Genomic DNA, 1,077 nt, shown 5'->3' with positions numbered 1-1,077 from the left:
CGACGCTTTTCACATCGACCAATATGCTCTTCTTCGGCAAGGCGTTTCTGGCCACCTTCAGCTTGTCGGCGGCCAGCTGCCTGATCGGCGCCGTCTTCGGTTTCGCGCTGGCCACTGTCCGGATGACGAAATCATTGGCCCTTTTGCCGTTGCGAATTCTGGCAATTGGATTCACCGAGATGTTCCGGCGTATCCCGCCGCTGGTGGTGCTGTTTCTGGTCTTCTTCAGTTTTTCGATTGCCAAGTTCGAACTGCCGACCTTCACCGTGGCGTTGATCGCACTGTGCATGATCGCTACCGCCTTCATCACCGAGATCGTGCGCGGTGGTTACGGGACTATACCGCAGGCGCAATGGGATGCTGCCGCGACCATGAACTTCACGCTTCTGGACACGCTCCGCCTGGTGGTCATTCCGCAGGCTTGGCGCGTTATCATCCCGACGCTGTTCGTGTTCTTTGTGATGTTCATCAAGGACTCGGCACTGGCTTCGCAAATTGGCGTGATGGAACTGACCTTTGTTGGAAAGTCCTTCATCGATCGCGGCATATCCCCGGTGCTGGCGTTCGGCGTGGTGCTCATCCTCTATTTCATCTTGTCCTATCCGCTGGCGCTTGCCGGCAAGTGGCTGGAGAAGCGCCTTGCACCATCTTGAGACCAGAGCTCTGTCGGCGGAATACGCAGGCAACAAAGTCCTCAATGACGTGTCGTTCACCGTCAACAAGGGCGCCATCGTCAGTCTGATTGGGCCTTCCGGCTCGGGCAAAAGTACCATCCTGCGCGTCCTGTCCGGCCTGCTGCCGCCGGTAGGCGGAGAGGTCCTGCTGCACGGCAAGCCGGTCGACTATCACAACCGGGCCGATGTGAAGGCGGTCCGCAACGTTCTGACTATCGTATTCCAGCAATTCAATCTCTTCCAAAACATGACGGCGTTGCAGAACGTCACCGTTGCGCCTGTGAAAATCCGCAAGCGCGACCGCAGGGAGGTCGAAGCCGAGGCGGTGGAATTGCTGAAGAAGGTTGGGCTGGGCGACAAGCTGGGCTCCTATCCGGACCAGATGTCAGGCGGTCAGCAGCAG

At 58.1% G+C, this 1,077-nt stretch carries 2 protein-coding genes; both read left to right on the top strand.

Going from position 1 to position 1,077, the window contains the following annotated elements:
* Positions 1–653: amino acid ABC transporter permease (locus EN935_RS37375; RefSeq protein ID WP_164771767.1), on the top strand; the 653-nt coding region annotated here is incomplete at its 5' end.
* Positions 640–1,077 (top strand): ATP-binding cassette domain-containing protein (locus tag EN935_RS37370; RefSeq protein ID WP_164771766.1); only part of this gene is annotated, 438 nt, incomplete at its 3' end. The genes EN935_RS37375 and EN935_RS37370, both read left to right, overlap by 14 nt.

Source organism: Mesorhizobium sp. M7D.F.Ca.US.004.03.1.1, from assembly GCF_003998635.1.
Lineage (GTDB): Bacteria > Pseudomonadota > Alphaproteobacteria > Rhizobiales > Rhizobiaceae > Mesorhizobium > Mesorhizobium loti.
The sequence above is the reverse complement of the archived record's forward strand: the minus strand, read 5'-3'. Positions and strand labels throughout refer to the sequence as shown.